Source organism: Oceanisphaera submarina (assembly GCF_046521305.1).
In the GTDB taxonomy this organism is placed as follows: Bacteria; Pseudomonadota; Gammaproteobacteria; order Enterobacterales; family Aeromonadaceae; genus Oceanimonas; species Oceanimonas submarina.
Genome location: NZ_JBKGFN010000002.1, coordinates 148,366 through 163,397, shown reverse-complemented (window position 1 = coordinate 163,397; position 15,032 = coordinate 148,366). Strand labels below are relative to the sequence as shown.

The window sequence follows — 15,032 nt, the reverse complement described above, 5'->3', positions numbered from 1 at the left end:
GAACAGCCAGAGCAGATGTTTTTTGAGCGATGGGGACTTCAGTGGACCTCCGGGGTATCACAGGGAGTCAGGGTAACGCTGTGCCCGGGCGGCAGCCAGTGGCCGAGCGGTCGGCACAATCCCGAATCCAGGCACAGGGTATAATCCCCGGTAAACTCGGAGCTGGCAAGGGTAAGCTGTTCCAGCCAGAGATCCGGTTGCCAGCGCCAGGCGCCCCGCTCCAGTCGAGCGCCGGGGGGCGGCTCCATGCCGGCCCCCGCGCCTTGCACGCCGGCTTCCACCAGGTGCAACTGGTTGTTGGTTACTCGATAATGTTCCTGCCAGCGCGTTTTTTCCACCGAATGATCCCAGCTCAGGGTGATGCCGCCGGTCAGCAGCATCACAGTGGTGGCGGCGGAAGCCAGACACAGCATATCAGGATGGTGCCAACTGGCGCTGGCTCCGGACCTGCAGCCAATGACGGCCGAGCAGCAGGGCGGCGAGGACCAGACCGACTTCATCGGTGAAGGGTAGTGAGAACACCAGCAGGGCGGCGGCGACGATGGCAACCAGACGTTCTGCCCAGCCGAAGGGACGCAGCCAGTAGCCGATGACGCCCATGCCCCACAGCGACACCGCCAGCAGCGCCTTGAACACCACGAAGATGGTGGCTGCGAGGCCCGCATCTCCCTGCAGCATCAGTTCGGGGGCATAGACCGCCATGTAGGGCACCACGAAGCCGGCAATGGCAATTTGCAGCGAGCGCATGCCGATCCGCAGGCCCGAGGCCTTGGCGATGGGCGAGGCAGCGAAGGCGGCCAGTGCCACCGGTGGCGTCAGATCGGCCATGATGCCGAAATAGAACACGAACATGTGCGAGACGATCAGCGGCACCCCAAGCTCCAGCAGCGCCGGGGCGGCGATGGAGCTGGTGATGATGTAGTTGGGAATGGTGGGGATGCCCATGCCCAGTACCAGACAGGTCAGCATGGTCAGCACCAGCGACAGCAGCAGGCTGTGCTCGCCCAGCTGAATAATGAAACCGGCGACTATGGTGGCGGCTCCGGTCAGCGAGATAACCCCTATGATGACCCCGACCAGCGCACAGGCCACACCGACCGGCAGGGCATGCAGGGCCCCCTGATAGAGGGCATTGACCACGGTATTGAGAATGTTCTGTTCACGCTTGACCAGCAGCAGCACGGTCAGGATGGCGACGATCACGAAAATGGCGGTGATGCCGAAATGGTTGAAGCTGGCACAGGCCAGACCCAGAGCGACCCAGAAGGCGTAGCGCAGGCCTTTGGCGCCAAGGTGTTTGGCGATGCCGTTACCCATGATCAACACCACCGTCAGGGCCAGTCCCATCATGCCGGCGAACAGAGGGGTGAAACCGGAGAACAGCATGACAACCAGTGCCACCAGCGGCAGCAGCAGATACCAGCGTTGTTTGAGGGCGGTCAGCGGGTTGGGGCACTCGGCCTTGGGCAGGCCGTTGAGGCCGGCACGGCCCGCTTCCAGATGCACCATCAGGAACACGGTAAAGAAATAGAGGACGGCGGGGATCAAGGCGGCCTTGGTGATGTCCACATAGGGTACGTTGATGGTTTCGGCCATGATGAAGGCCACGGCACCCATCACAGGTGGCATGATCTGGCCTCCCATGGAGCTGGTCGCTTCCACCGCACCGGCGAAATCGGACCTGTAGCCGAATTTCTTCATCAGCGGTATGGTGAACTGGCCGGTGCTGACCACGTTGGCCACGCCGGAGCCGTTGATGGTGCCCATCATGCCGGAAGAGAGTACCGACACCTTGGCCGGGCCACCACGGGTGTGACCGACAGAACCGATGGCCACGTCGTTGAACAGTTTGAGCATGCCGGCCTGTTCGAGAAAGGCGCCGAACAGGATAAACAGGAAGATGTAGCTGGACGAGACATAGGTCGGGGTGCCGTAGATGCCTTCGGTACTGAAGGCCAGTTGCGACACCACCTGATCCAGACCGTAGCCTCTGTGCATCAGCACGTCGGGCAGATGCTGGCCGAGCAGTGCATAGGCGACGAAGCTCAGGCAAATCATGGGCAACGCCCAGCCCATCAGTCGGCGGGCGGCGTCGAATACCATCAAGAGGGTGATGCTGCCGATAATCCAGTCGGTCTGGTTCATGTCACCGGCACGATAAATCAGGTCCGCTTCGAACCACCAGTGGTAGAAGGCGAACAGCAGGGCGGTAGCCCCCAGCAGCAGGCTCCAGACCGAGGGGCGGGACAGACGCTGGCCGCGAGCACCGTAAAGCTGGTAAACCAGAAACAGCAGAAAGCCGACATGAACGGCCCTTACCACTGTGGTGGACAAGGGGCTGAAGGCGGCGGTGACAATCTGGAAGATTGAAAAGGCCAGGGCACCATAAAACACAAGCGCCTGAGGTCGGGTTTGGGGTTCGCTCATCATCACTCCTCAGCCCGTCCGCCGATATTCGGCCAGGCTGCAGTTAATACGATTGCCGTCGGTAACGGACTCGATATTGTTTTTGATTCTGGTTACTGGCGATTGAGCCACCGGCTGAAGAGCACCGATGGCCCAGGCCCGTCAGTTCAACAGGCCTTTTTCTTTGTAATAGCGTTCGGCACCGGGATGTAACGGCAGAGGGAGGCCCTGAACGGCGTCTTCTGCGGTGATGCCCTCGGCGGCGCTGTGGGCATTGCGCAGGGCAGGCAGGTTCTCATATACCTGTTTGGCCATCTGATAGGCGGTTTCGTCGGATACCTTTTCATGAGTGATCAACAGGTTGCTGATAGCCACGGTAGGCACATCGCTGTCTTGGCCGGTATAGGTGCCGGCGGGGATCATGCTGGGACGATAGGCGTCATTGCCGATGTTGGCGACCAGTTCGGTGGGGATGGGCACGAATATCACGGGAGCATGGGAAGCCAGATCGCGGAAGGCGGCCATGCCGAGACCGGCAGATTGCAGGGTGGCATCCAGCTGGCGGTTTTTCATCAGTTCGACCGACTCACCGAAGGGCAGATATTCGGTGCGGGAGAAGTCGTCGTAGTTCATGCCGGCGGCCTTGAAGATGGCGCGGGCATTCAGCTCGGTGCCGGAACGCGGCGCGCCGACCGAAATGCGCTTGCCCTTCAGATCTTCCAGGCTGGTAATACCGCTGTCGGCCCGGGCCACGATCTGGATGTAGTTGGAATAGGTGGCGCCCACGGCACGCAGTTTTTTCAGTGGTGCCTTGAAGCCGGCTTCCTCCTCGCCATTCCAGGCATCGGCCACGCTGTCGGCCAGGGCAAAGCCGATCTCACCGCGGCCACGTTGCAGCAGGGTCAGGTTTTCCACCGAGGCACGGGTGGCCTGAACCTGTACCTTGGCATCGGGGATCTGCTTGCCGTACAACTGGGAAATGGCGACACCCAGCGGATAATAGACCCCGCTGGTGCCACCGGTGAGCACGTTGATGAATTCGGTGGCCTGGGTGGCGGTCACGGACAACGCCAGAGAGGCGCCGAGCAGGCAGTGTTTGATGACCTTCATTGGTTGGCTTCCTTGTTGGTTATGATGGTGCAGCAATAAGGTTGCAGTTTCGATGCCAAAGTTAAAAAGTCGTTTTATTTATTAAGTTGTTGATTTTTATGGGATGAGAAAATAGAAATTCTGGATTTTCAGAATCAAGGTTGTGTTTGTTCTGTTTTTTCGGAATGTGAGAGCGACTCGAACACGAATGGCGGTTCATGGGGATCGGGTGTACCGGTGCTGTTGCAGGGAGTCATGTAGTATCATCGGGCATGGTCTCTGCTGCGATACGCACATCAAAACAGGTGAGGAGTGAATCTTGATTTTACCGAGCATACTGGTGCTGCTTCTTGCCGCCTGGAAACTTGACTGGCAAGCCTGGCTGGCGGACAAGAACCGCCAGCATCTGTGTTTTGGCGCAGCCATTGCCCTGGTACCCCTGTGGATGTTGCAGGCCGGTGTCAAGGAAGGGCTGGAGGTGCATTTTCTCGGCCTGACCACATTGGCGCTGATGCTGGGCTGGCGGATGGGGGTGCTGATGGGCACCCTGAGCCTGCTGCTGATCACCCTGTTCGGCTTCGAGCCCTGGTCAGATTTCGGCGTCAACCTGCTGCTGGGAGTGATAGTGCCGCTGTCGTTCAGCTATTTCGTTTTTCTGCTGACCTACAGCTATCTGTATCGGCACCTGTTCGTCTATATCTTCGTCGCCGGCTTCTTCAATGCGGCCCTGACTATCGCCGTCAAAACCCTGCTTTTTGCCGGTTATGTGTTGTGGTCCGAGCTGTATAGCTGGCAAGTGGTGCAGGATAACTACGTCGGCATACTTCCCTTGCTGCTGTTCCCCGAGGCCCTGCTCAACGGTATGGCCATCACCCTGCTGGTGGTGTTCAAACCCCGGTGGATGCGCACCTTTTTCGACCGTGACTATCTGATTAATAAGTAAGGGCTCTTCTGATGGCCGTGAGGCTCTGGTAGTCTGCTCCCATAACCTAGCCTGAAGTGAGAAGCTGATGAATCCTCGAGTATTGAACCCCCTGGCCCCCATACTGGCGCTGGGTCTGTTTGCCGCCACCCCGGCACAGGCAGACATGAGCCGGGATGAATTTCAGAAACTGGTGCGCGAAACTCTGCTGGAACAACCGGAGATACTGCGGGAAGCCATCATCAAGCTGGAAGAAAAAGACAAGATGGCCCAGCAGCAGGAGTTTGCCAAGCAACTGCAGGAGCAATCGGGCCAGCTGTTTGCCAACCACACCGACGGTGTCATGGGCAACCCCAAGGGCAAAATGGAAATGGTGTATTTCACCGATTACAACTGCCCATATTGCCGTCGCATGAACGAAACCCTGAAAGAGCTGATCAAGAGTGAGTCCGAGCTGAAGGTGATCGTCAAGGACATCGGCATTCTGGGTCCCGATTCGGTGCAGGCGGCGCGTCTGGCGCTGGCCGCAGCCCAGGAGGCGCCCCGTCAGTATGAAGAGCTGCATCAGGCGCTGATGAGCCAGCAGCGGGTGCAGACCGCCGCCCTGGCCACCATTGCCGACAAGGCCGGGCTGGATGCCAAGGCTCTGCAGAAGAAAGCCGACAGCAAGGAAATTGCCGACAAGCTGAGCCAGAACCTGAGTTTGTTCCGCAGTCTGGGCCTGAACGGCACGCCGGCACTGGTGTTTCCCGACGGTACCCTGATCCCGGGAGCGATCGACGCCGCCGCCCTGAAGGACATACTGAAAGACAAAAAGTCCTGATGCCCTGGTAGCGGTGAACAGGGAGTGGGAACTGGATAAACAAAGACCCCGGCAACGAGCCGGGGTCTTGTCGTTTTACCAACAGATTTTATGCCGGTGACCGGTCACCGGTCACCGTGCTTATTTCCAGCTGGCGGCGCGCTTGGCTGTTTGCAGTTTTTCGTAGGTGGCCAGCAGCGCCTGATGGGCGGCAAAGTCCCTGAGGCTTTCGTCGGCCAGCGTCAGGCCGTGGAAGCGGGCGCTACCGTCGATTTGTTGCCACACCTGCTCAACGGTGTCGGCACCGAACATGCTTTCGAAAGCCGAACGGTATTGGGCCGGCTCTCGTTCGTCCGACAGGTGCAGCTCCAGCGCGGCTTTCAGGCAGCGATAGTAACGATGGCGCTCGTCGCTGAACACGGAGGCGTTGAAGCTCAGGGTCCAGTCGGCGTACTCCAGCGCGGTTTCCCGCTCACCGGCGGCCAGTGCCAGCATGCACTTGAGCTCTCCCACCCGCAGGGTATGCCAGGCGGTGCCCTTGTTCGGTGCTATGCCGATCAGTTCGCGCACCCGGGTGAAGTCATCCAGCCCTTCTTCTTCCAGCAGTTCGTACAGACCCATCAGCTGTTCGGCGTCCGCATCGCTGGCCGGCAGGCTGAGCAGGGTGGCGCGCAGGCCGGCTCCCATGCTGTTGTTGGCCAGCAGCAGATCTTCGACCGGGTAGATATCTGACATGCCGGGTACCAGAATACGACAGGCATAGACGCCCAGGTGCTCGTAATCGGCGATGTACACCGGCTGCTCCAACTGATCGAAAATCGCCATCAGGTGATTGAATTCCTGCTCCGAGCTGCCGCTGAAGTCCCAGTCGGCAAATTCATAGTCGGCCTGGTCCTTGAACATGTCCCAGCTGATCAGGCCGGAAGAGTCGATGAAGTGGGTTTCCAGGTTGTGATGATCCGCTATTTCATCATCTTCGAAGGAAGGCGGTACGAACACGTCTAAATCCTTCAGGCTACGGCCCTGCAGCAGCTCGGTAACGGTTCGCTCCAACGCCACTTCGAAGCGGGGGTGAGCGCCGAAGGAGGCGAAACAGGTGCTGTTGGCAGGGTTGAACAGCACCACGCAGATCACCGGGTATTCTCCGCCCAGAGAGGCGTCGAAGGCGTGAATGGGGAAGCCTTCCGCTTCCAGGGCGGCTATTGGCTCCTGGATATGCGGATAGCGGGCCATCACCTCGGCGGGAATGGTCGGCAGGCTGATGCGCTCGGCAATGATGCGGTTCTTGATATGGCGTTCGAACACCTCGGACAGGCCCTGAGTACGCGCCTCGGTGCGGGTGTTGCCGGCGCTCATACCGTTGGACACATAGAGGTTGCCGACGATGTTCATCGGAATATATACGGTCTGCTGGTCACCCTGGCGCTCGAAGGGCAGGGCGCAGATGCCGCGTTCTTCGTTGCCGGACTGCAGATCGATCAGCATGTCGGCGGTCAGCTCGCCGTCCGGATCGTAGAAGCCGCGGGTATAGTCGTCGAGCACACCGGCGGGCAGGCCGTTGTCGGCGGGCAGTGCAAACCACTTCTCGTTGGGGTAATGCACGAAGTCGCCGTTGGCGATGTCCTGGCCCAGGTAAAAGTCGGCGAAGAAATAGTTGGTGGCCAGACGCTCGAAGTATTCACCCAGAGCCGAGGCCAGGGCGGCTTTTTTGCTGGCGCCCTTGCCGTTGGTGAAGCACAGAGGGCAGTCTTTGTCGCGAATATGTACCGACCACACATTGGGTACCGGGTTGAGCCAGGAGGCTTCCTCGATATCAAAGCCCAGGGTACTCAACTGCTGCTGAAAGTAGCTGATTGAATCCTCTAGCGCGGCGTCTTTGCTGGGGATAAAGGTTTTCATGGGGAGTCCTTGGGAGTGATCGGCAAAAAGGGGGCAGATCCTAACCCGAGCACAGAAATTGAACAAGCGGGATGTACGAGCAGATGAAGGCAAGGCCGGGAAGTATCGGACAAAGGGCCCGCTCCGCCGACCCGCGATGAAGACATCCTGTACGCTCTCTGTTTCATCCCTGAAACAGAAGGTCGGCGGAGCAGATCCCTTTGTCCTCCTTGATGCATCTGAGTCGTCTGCGGGCAACTCGGTGCTCGAGAAGAGGCAACAGAGAATGGCTCCCACGACCGTGACATGCCATGGCCGGAAAATGCTCCTGCCATTCCCGCCTTCCCTGGCGGTCAGATGGCATGTCCGAGCTTAGATGGGGCAAGCTTGTCTTGCCGTGACGAAAGGTTTCAGCCTGACCGAACATCCAGTGAATGTTCGCAGCAGGCATATCCCGTAGCGTGTCGCGGGAGGTGGCTGTGTTGCCTCTGCGCTCGAATTCAAAAGACGATTAGACCTTTATGCGAACTAGTATTACGACGTGTCGGAGGAGTAGTGCCCTTTGTCCGAATTTCTGATACATCAAAGTCAGCTTATCAGCATGAAAAAGCCCGCCGGGTGGCGGGCTTTTGACATCAGGCTATGAGGCTTACGGCAGCAGGTGCAGCATGCGGCGCAGGGGCTCGGCGGCACCCCACAACAGCTGGTCGCCGACCGAGAAGGCAGACAGGTATTGCGGGCCCATGTTCAGCTTGCGCAGGCGGCCGACCGGTACACTCAAGGTGCCGGTTACCGCGGCCGGGGTCAGTTCTTCCATCGACAGCTGACGGTCGTTGGGGATCACCTTGACCCAGTCGTTATGGCTGGCCAGCAGCTTCTCTACCTCGGGGATGGAAATGTCCTGCTTCAGCTTGATGGTGAACGACTGGCTGTGGCAGCGCAGGGCGCCGACACGCACGCAGAGGCCGTCGACCGGAATGGTCTGCTCTATGCCGAGGATCTTGTTGGTCTCGGCCTGGCCCTTCCATTCTTCGCGGCTCTGGCCGTTTTCCAGTTGGGAGTCGATCCAGGGGATCAGGCTGCCGGCCAGGGGCACGCCGAAGTTGTCGACCGGCAGGTCGCCACTGCGGGTCTTCTCGGTGACTTTGCGCTCCAGTTCGAGAATGGCGGAAGCCGGATCGGCCAGCTCTTCGGCCACTTCGTCACGCAGCATGCCCATCTGGGTGATCAGTTCGCGCATGTGACGGGCACCGCCGCCGGAGGCCGCCTGGTAGGTGGACACCGCCACCCACTCGACCAGATCCTTTTCGAACAGGCCGCCCAGTGCCATCAGCATCAGGCTGACGGTACAGTTGCCGCCGACGAAGGTCTTTGCGCCATTGTCCAGCGCCTGCTGGATCTGCTTGCCGTTGACCGGATCCAGTACGATCAGCGCTTCGTCATCCATGCGCAGGGCGGAAGCGGCGTCGATCCAGTAGCCGTTCCAGCCGGCAGCGCGCAGCTTGGGATAGACTTCCTTGGTGTAGTCGCCGCCCTGACAGGTCAGTACTACATCCAGCGCCTTGAGGGCATCGATGTCATAGGCGCTTTGCAGGGTACCGGCATCGGTGCCGAAGTCGGGAGCAGGCTGACCCGCCTGGGAGGTGGTGAAAAAGACCGGTTTGATGCGGGAAAAGTCACCTTCTTCCACCATGCGGCTCATCAATACCGAGCCCACCATACCGCGCCAACCGACCAGACCTACCGTTTTCATCATCAAATGTCCTTCCCTTGGAAGTGAATAAATAAAATACCCTATTCACCATACTGATTGAGCCGAAAGGTGCAAGAAATAAAGGAAAGTAACTGGTCAAAATTTAGCCGCCGAGAGACAGAAAGGCGAGAATGAAAACCGGTGCGGCCAGGCTCAGGATAAAGCCGGAGACGATGGCGAGCGGTACTATGGCCACTCCGCCGGAACGCTGCAATACCGGCAGAGTAAAATCCATGGCGGTGGCGCCGCCGTAGCCGATGGCGCAGGACGGATGGCGGCGCATCAGCGCCGGAATCAACATGATGGCGACCAGCTCCCGGGCCAGATCGTTGAGGAAGGCGGCACTGCCCATGACCGGCCCCAACTGGTCGCTGATCAGAATGCCCGACAGTGAATACCAGCCATAGCCGGACGAAAAGGCCAGGCCGTGGCTCAGTGGCATATTCAGCAGCCAAGCCCCGGCGAGGCCGCCGCCCCAGGAGCTGACCATGACCACCAGGGCTATGGCCAGGCCCCAGGGGTTGAGCAATATCTGCCGCAGTTTCATGCCGGAATTGCGCAGTTGAATGCCTATCAGCAGCAACAGCAGCATCAGTGCCCATTCGCTCAGGGCGTCGACCGCAAACCATTCGGGGTCGAGAAACTGTCCCAGCAGTACCCCCGCCAGTATCACCAGACAGAGCTTGATCGAATCCAGCAACAGGGACCACTTGCTGATGACGGGGGCGCCCCGCTCGCCGCTGACCCGGCCCCGGCGTACATCCAGCAGCCAGAGTCCGGCCAGGTTGGCGAGGGTGATGCAGGCGAGAAAGGTCAGGCAGACGGTAAAAATGGTACCCAGGTGAGCGCTCAGGTTGTCGACGAAGGCCAGGCTTATCCCCATCAGAAACAGGATCAGGTAGACCATGCGGGCCACCGACACATTAATGACATGCAGGATCGACTGGGAACGGCAGGGGATACAATAGCCCAGCGCCAGGGGCAACAACACGATAAGCAAGCCGGAGTACATATAGTTTATCTTCCAATTGATTGATTGAGCTGGTTTTTTAACCGCCATATTCCTTTGTCGACAGGATACGTGAGCCTAAATGGAAAAAAAAGCCGAAATATGTGCGGTGTGACTTTCGGGGCGGGCCGAGTTTCTGGATGGGAAATCCGGCCGGGAAGGGGAGGGCCGGAGTAGTGGAAAAATTCATGGTTGATAATTTATTCGATATTTTTGCATAATATTATACTGCCAACCAGGTGTTATTATGTATAAAAAACCAACTGGTGCGGTTGTTGAAAGGGGATTCTGTTGTTATTAGCGTAAACAGATGGTAGTTTCCCTCACGACGGTTAACAAACTGTTAACCATGAATGCAACTATGCCGTCTTGTCGGCATCGGGAACAAGGGTCTAACGGATGAGTAAAGCTGCCCTGGAAGTGTCGGGACTGCACAAACACTACGGCTCCCTGGAAGTGTTGAAAGGCATAGATTTAAAGGCCGATAATGGCGATGTTATCTCCATTATCGGTTCTTCCGGATCCGGTAAGTCCACTTTTTTACGCTGTATCAATCTGCTGGAAACTCCGTCGGCCGGTGAAGTGCGGCTGCATGGTGAGCTGATCGAGATGCGCACCAACAAGGCTGGAGAGCGTGAGCCGGTCAACATGCGCCAGGTCGAGCGCATCCGCTCCCGGCTGGCCATGGTGTTCCAGAGTTTCAACTTATGGTCCCATATGACTATATTGGAGAACATCATCGAGGTGCCGGTGCATGTGCTCAAGGTGCCGAAGAAAGAGGCCATTGAAAAGGCCGAAGCGCTGTTGCACAAGGTCGGGCTCTACGAACGGCGGGAATATTATCCCAGCCATTTGTCCGGTGGTCAGCAGCAACGGGCGGCGATAGCCCGGGCCCTGGCGGTCGACCCCGAGGTGATGTTGTTCGATGAACCCACCTCGGCACTGGATCCCGAGCTGGTTGGTGAGGTACTGGGCGTGATGCGGGGCTTGGCGGAGGAAGGCCGGACCATGCTGGTGGTGACCCATGAAATGAGTTTTGCTCGTGAGGTCTCCAACAAGCTTATATTTTTGCATCAGGGTCTGGTGGAAGAGCAAGGCGATCCGAAACAGGTGTTTGCCAACCCGAGCTCGGAGCGATTCAAGCAGTTTATATCGTCGTCCTATTGAGGTCGGCGAGTAATAACTAACTGATACACAAGGCGTAATACAAGGAGTAATGCTTATGAAAAAACTGTTGGTTGCGGGCGCCGTCATGGCTACCCTGGCGGCAGGCGCTGTTCAGGCGCAGGACTGGAAAACCGTACGTTTTGGTATTGAAGGGGCTTATCCTCCGTTTTCCTGGACCGATGAAAACGGTGAGCTGCAGGGTTTTGACGTGGACATGGCCAATGCCCTGTGCGAGCAGATGCAGGTGAAGTGCGAGCTGGTGGCCCAGGACTGGGACGGCATCATTCCGGCGTTGCTGGCACGTAAATATGACGCCATTATCGCCGCCATGTCGATCACCGAAGAGCGTAAGCGCACCGTGGACTTTACCGGCAAATACGCGTTGGTACCGAACAAGTTCGTGACCAAAAAGGGCACCGAGCTCGATCTGAGCAAGGAAGGCCTCAAGGGCAAGAAGGTTGGGGTGCAGATCGCCACCACCCACGACAAGTACCTGACCGACAACTTCGGCAGAGATGTTGCGCTGGTGCGTTACGGTAACGCCGATGAAGCCTACCTGGATCTGAAGTCCGGCCGCATCGATTATGTCTTTCTGGATGCCACCGCCATCGAGGAAGGGCTGCTGAACAAGGACGGCGGCGATCAGTTCGAGTTTGTCGGCCCCTCGGTCACCGATGAGCAATGGTTCGGCGAAGGTTTCGGTATTGCGGTACGCAAGCAGGATCAGAAGCTGAAAAACATGCTGAACCAGGCTATCCAGGATCTGCGTGAAAACGGAAAATACGAAGAAGTGAACAACAAGTACTTCGAATACGACGTTTACGGCAGTTAATCAGCGTTTACCGGCCCCGTTTCGGGGCCGGTATGATAGGACATCGTTATGCTGGATCTGAAAGGATACGAAGGCGCCCTGATGGAAGGGGCGGCAGTCACCATACAGGTGGCCCTGTTATCGTTACTACTGGCGGTTACCCTGGGATTACTGGGGGCACTGGCCAAACTCTCCTCATTCAAACCTGCCCGCTGGCTCGCAACCGGCTACACCACCGTGATTCGGGGCATTCCCGATCTGGTATTGATGATGCTGATCTTCTTCGGCGGCCAGGTATTGCTCAACAATTCACTCTATTCGCTCAACCAGAAGCTGAACGACTGGCTAGGCGGCGGCGATCCTGCCCACGAATGGGTCAGCTATTTACCCGACTATGTGGAAATCAGCCCCTTCATGGCCGGCATTGTCACCATCGGCTTTATCTTCGGTGCCTACATGACCGAAACCTTTCGCGGCGCCATTCTGGCGGTGGACAAGGGCGAGCTCGAGGCCGCCCGCGCCTATGGCATGCGCTCGACTCTGGTGTTTCGGCGTATCTTGTTTCCGCAGATGATGCGCCACGCCCTGCCGGGCCTGGGCAACAACTGGCTGGTACTGCTCAAGACCACGGCGTTGGTATCCATCATCGGTCTGGACGACATGGTGCGCAAGGCCTCGCTGGCGGCGGGTGCTACCCAGTTGCCCTTTACCTTTTACATGGCGGTGGCGGTGATATTCCTGCTGTTTACCACCCTGTCTACCTCCATGCTCAAGTGGGCAGAACGTCACTACGCCATTCAGACGAGGTAATAAATGGATTTTTCAATCATCATCAATGAATGGACCGTCTACTGGCAGGGGCTTTATACCACCCTGTTTCTGGTAGCCATCTCGCTGTTGCTGGGTCTGCTGATTGCGGTGCCACTGGGCATATTGCGCAACAGTGCCAACTGGTTGTTCAAGGGGCCGGCCTGGGCCTATATCTACTTCTTTCGCGGCACACCATTGCTGGTACAGCTGTTTCTGATCTATTACGGGGCCGGGCAATGGGTCTGGTTGCGGGAGTCCGCCGCCTGGGATCTGTTCAGTCAGGCCTGGTTTTGCGCCATTCTGGCCTTTACCCTCAATACCAGCGCCTATACCGCCGAGATTATTCGCGGCTCGATCAATGCCATGCCCAGGGGGCAGATTGAAGCGGCCTATGCCTATGGCATGAACAGGATGACGACACTGCGGCGCATCATACTGCCCAACTCGTTTCGACGGGCCTTGCCGGCCTACAGTAACGAGGTGATTTTCATGCTGCACGGCTCGGCGGTCGCCGGGGTGATCACCATAGTGGATCTGACCGGCGCGGCCCGGATCGTCAACTCGCGCTACTACTCGCCTTTCGAGGCATTTCTGGCGGCGGGCCTGGTGTATATGTGTCTGACCTTCCTGCTGGTCTGGGGCTTTAGACGGCTGGAAAACCGCTGGTCCCGGCACCTTCAGCCCAGAACGAACTAACGCATAAAAGCAGCTGTCAGCCTTAAGTCTGTCAGTCCGTAAAATATGCTCAGAAGCCACTAGGTAGCCTCTTCCGACACGCTAAACCGCATCCCTGCGACGCTCAGTACAGATGTCCTGTCATGTGCTGGTCGGCTGAGGCTATCCCAGCCGCCTCTTTTTAGGCTCCGAGTCGTCGGTGAGCACGACAGACAGACCACTCCGCTGCGGAAGGAGGGAAAAGGGTGTCTGCTCAGCCGGCCGTTGGCGCCATGGATGGATTAACGGCGTACCGGCGGAGTAGTGCCCTTTGTCCGATTTTCCACTACAAACCGTCGGCATCAGCTAAAGAAAAAAAACCGAGTCTGCGGCAGACTCGGTTTTTTTGTCTTTTCTTATGGTTGATCGCTTACGGCTTTGTTTTACGCTTTCTTCTTGCGAATACTCAGTCCCAGCTCGCGACCGCGAAACTTGGCGTAGTAGGTATTGCCGATGAACATGGTGCTGGCCAGTACCAGTTCGACTGCCGCCAGCCAGCGTTCGCCTTCATCGACCCACAGCAGGGTGGCCGAGTGCAGAAAATACGGCATCAGCAGGTAAACCGCCCAGGCATGGGTATAGGGATTGCCTTTGAGCATGCCCTTCATGGGAATAAGCAGCCAGGGCAGCCACATCACCAACATGAAGCCGATGCTGAGATCGGGGTGCGGAGAGATAAGTCCGTGCCAGAGAGCGACCCAGATGATCAGGCCAAAGTAGCCGGTCAGGGCCAGCAGACGTGCCAGTTTGATGCTCATTACAGAATGTCCAGCACCTGCTCGGGCGGACGACCCAGGGCAGCTTGGTTGTTGTTAACCACGATGGGACGCTCGATCAGCCTGGGGTGCGCCACCATGGCGGCGACAAGGGCGTCTTCGTCATGCACATCGGCCAGACCGAGACGCTTGTATTCTTCTTCCTTGGTACGCATCAGCTCCCGGGCCGAACTCATGCCCAGTTGTGTCAACAGGGTCTTGAGTTGCTCTGTGTCGGGTGGTGTGTCGAGATATTTGATAATCTCGGGCTTCAGGCCTTGCTGCTCCAGCAGAGTGAGGGTTTCCCGGCTCTTGGAGCAGCGGGGATTATGATAGATACGTAGGCTCATTCTAAACTCCTGTGGCGATGCCGCCGGCATGGTGCGAGTGATGTTGTGGGTAATTGTATAAAAGCCAGTGCGGAGGGTACAGCATATGGGCAAGCAGCAGTCTTTGTTTTTGGCCGTGTCGTTTTTGGCGACGTCGTTGGCGGGGTGTGGCGATGCGGCGACCCTGACGTTATCGGATGGAGAGCGCCGTGAATTAAGTGATTATCGGGGCCAGTGGCTGGTGGTGAACTACTTCGCCGAATGGTGCGCCCCCTGTCTGCGGGAAATGCCCCTGCTGAACGAGCTGAACGACATCGAGGGGCCAGAGGTGCTGGCGGTGAGCTTTGATTCTCTGCCTCCCGCCGAGCTGAAGCGCCTGAAAACGGACTATCGGATGACGATGCCGGTGGCCGCCGGCCTGGAGGGACCCTGGCCGTTTGAAACGCCAAGAGCACTACCGACCACCATGGTGATCAACCCGAGCGGCAAGCTGGTCGACAGCCATCAGGGAGAACTGAAGGCGGAAGATCTGGCCCGCTGGCAGGATATATATTGGGGGGATTAGGGACTGGGAATTCGACTCGTAG

15 protein-coding genes are annotated in these 15,032 nt (G+C 58.0%); 7 read left to right on the top strand and 8 right to left on the bottom strand.

Annotation, left to right across the window (positions count from 1 at the left end):
• Positions 1 to 38: 38 nt before the first annotated feature.
• The 3 genes from ACLEIV_RS03385 to ACLEIV_RS03375 all read right to left on the bottom strand — a co-directional run bounded on the left by ACLEIV_RS03385 (position 39) and on the right by ACLEIV_RS03375 (position 3,516).
• Entirely contained in the window at positions 39 to 413 is a 375-nt protein-coding gene (locus ACLEIV_RS03385) for a DUF1850 domain-containing protein (RefSeq protein ID WP_410455248.1), read from the bottom strand.
• A gap of 1 nt (position 414) precedes the next feature.
• The gene (locus tag ACLEIV_RS03380; RefSeq protein ID WP_410455247.1) at positions 415 to 2,427 is read right to left on the bottom strand and encodes a TRAP transporter permease; all 2,013 of its coding nucleotides are present in this window, start codon (positions 2,425 to 2,427) and stop codon (positions 415 to 417) included.
• A 141-nt stretch (positions 2,428 to 2,568) separates the two neighbouring features.
• Positions 2,569 to 3,516, bottom strand: a complete 948-nt coding sequence (locus tag ACLEIV_RS03375) for a TAXI family TRAP transporter solute-binding subunit (RefSeq protein WP_410455246.1) — start codon at positions 3,514 to 3,516, stop codon at positions 2,569 to 2,571.
• Positions 3,517 to 3,814: 298 nt separating this feature from the next.
• Between ACLEIV_RS03375 and ACLEIV_RS03370 the strand changes: the two genes are divergently transcribed.
• Positions 3,815 to 4,438: an energy-coupling factor ABC transporter permease gene (locus ACLEIV_RS03370; RefSeq protein WP_410455245.1), complete on the top strand. Its 624-nt coding sequence runs from the start codon at positions 3,815 to 3,817 to the stop codon at positions 4,436 to 4,438.
• A gap of 67 nt (positions 4,439 to 4,505) precedes the next feature.
• Positions 4,506 to 5,240 carry a DsbA family protein gene (locus tag ACLEIV_RS03365; protein WP_410455244.1) on the top strand — a complete coding sequence of 245 codons (735 nt, stop codon included), beginning with the start codon at positions 4,506 to 4,508 and terminating at the stop codon, positions 5,238 to 5,240.
• A gap of 120 nt (positions 5,241 to 5,360) precedes the next feature.
• Here the strand turns inward: ACLEIV_RS03365 and ycaO are convergent, their stop codons facing one another.
• The 3 genes from ycaO to ACLEIV_RS03350 form a co-directional block, all read right to left on the bottom strand.
• Positions 5,361 to 7,118: a 30S ribosomal protein S12 methylthiotransferase accessory factor YcaO gene (ycaO, locus tag ACLEIV_RS03360; protein ID WP_410455243.1), complete on the bottom strand. Its 1,758-nt coding sequence runs from the start codon at positions 7,116 to 7,118 to the stop codon at positions 5,361 to 5,363.
• A gap of 628 nt (positions 7,119 to 7,746) precedes the next feature.
• Complete coding sequence (asd, locus tag ACLEIV_RS03355; protein WP_410455387.1) at positions 7,747 to 8,850, bottom strand: aspartate-semialdehyde dehydrogenase; 1,104 nt, start codon at positions 8,848 to 8,850, stop codon at positions 7,747 to 7,749.
• Positions 8,851 to 8,953: 103 nt separating this feature from the next.
• Complete coding sequence (locus ACLEIV_RS03350) at positions 8,954 to 9,862, bottom strand: LysO family transporter (protein WP_410455242.1); 909 nt, start codon at positions 9,860 to 9,862, stop codon at positions 8,954 to 8,956.
• Positions 9,863 to 10,258: 396 nt separating this feature from the next.
• On the opposite strand from ACLEIV_RS03350, the gene ACLEIV_RS03345 reads away from it, so the two are divergent.
• The 4 genes from ACLEIV_RS03345 to ACLEIV_RS03330 are packed head-to-tail and all read left to right on the top strand — an operon-like array spanning position 10,259 to position 13,343.
• Positions 10,259 to 11,026, top strand: coding sequence for an ABC transporter ATP-binding protein (locus ACLEIV_RS03345; RefSeq protein WP_410455241.1), 768 nt, complete (start codon positions 10,259 to 10,261; stop codon positions 11,024 to 11,026).
• Positions 11,027 to 11,081: 55 nt separating this feature from the next.
• Positions 11,082 to 11,858, top strand: a complete 777-nt coding sequence (locus ACLEIV_RS03340) for an ABC transporter substrate-binding protein (RefSeq protein WP_410455240.1) — start codon at positions 11,082 to 11,084, stop codon at positions 11,856 to 11,858.
• A gap of 48 nt (positions 11,859 to 11,906) precedes the next feature.
• A complete protein-coding gene (locus ACLEIV_RS03335; protein WP_410455239.1) occupies positions 11,907 to 12,647 on the top strand; it encodes an ABC transporter permease in 741 nt (246 codons plus the stop codon).
• A gap of 3 nt (positions 12,648 to 12,650) precedes the next feature.
• The gene (locus ACLEIV_RS03330; protein ID WP_410455238.1) at positions 12,651 to 13,343 is read left to right on the top strand and encodes an ABC transporter permease; all 693 of its coding nucleotides are present in this window, start codon (positions 12,651 to 12,653) and stop codon (positions 13,341 to 13,343) included.
• Positions 13,344 to 13,744: 401 nt separating this feature from the next.
• On the opposite strand, the gene ACLEIV_RS03325 is transcribed toward ACLEIV_RS03330, so the two are convergent.
• Together ACLEIV_RS03325 and arsC are read right to left on the bottom strand one after the other, a co-directional pair.
• Complete coding sequence (locus ACLEIV_RS03325; protein WP_410455237.1) at positions 13,745 to 14,119, bottom strand: DUF2069 domain-containing protein; 375 nt, start codon at positions 14,117 to 14,119, stop codon at positions 13,745 to 13,747.
• Positions 14,119 to 14,466 (bottom strand): arsenate reductase (glutaredoxin), encoded by a 348-nt coding sequence (arsC, locus tag ACLEIV_RS03320; protein ID WP_410455236.1) that lies wholly within the window; start codon positions 14,464 to 14,466, stop codon positions 14,119 to 14,121. Before arsC ends, ACLEIV_RS03325 begins: the two co-directional genes overlap by 1 nt.
• Positions 14,467 to 14,551: 85 nt before the next feature.
• Between arsC and ACLEIV_RS03315 the strand changes: the two genes are divergently transcribed.
• Positions 14,552 to 15,010: a TlpA family protein disulfide reductase gene (locus ACLEIV_RS03315; RefSeq protein WP_410455235.1), complete on the top strand. Its 459-nt coding sequence runs from the start codon at positions 14,552 to 14,554 to the stop codon at positions 15,008 to 15,010.
• Positions 15,011 to 15,032: the final 22 nt, after the last annotated feature.